This window comes from Prevotella sp. CAG:255, from assembly GCF_000431195.1.
Classification (GTDB): Bacteria; Bacteroidota; Bacteroidia; order Bacteroidales; family Bacteroidaceae; genus Prevotella; species Prevotella rara.
Genome location: NZ_HF986833.1, coordinates 312 through 574, shown reverse-complemented (window position 1 = coordinate 574; position 263 = coordinate 312). Strand labels below are relative to the sequence as shown.

Genomic DNA, 263 nt, shown 5'->3' with positions numbered 1-263 from the left:
GCGGCACTAAATCTGTATTAAAGACATGGAAAAGAAAGAAACATTCATCCGAGTAGGCACCGCGCTCTACAAGATTGTAAACCAGCCCCGTATTGACGGCGGCTATGTGAGGAAACGCATCGCATGGAACTCCGAGACCCTGCGGCAGGACTACGGCAAGGACTATATGGCGAGCGTTCCCAAGTATGACGGCTTCTGCACCGTTCCCGACCATGTGGGCTACCAGCCCGTTGTCGGCAAGTTCCTCAACCTCTACGAGCCGA

General features: G+C 54.0%; 1 pseudogene. It reads left to right on the top strand.

The features are described 5' to 3' along the window. Window positions 1–25: 25 nt before the first annotated feature. Window positions 26–263: pseudogene (locus tag QVO66_RS10445) on the top strand (helicase); the annotation flags it as partial.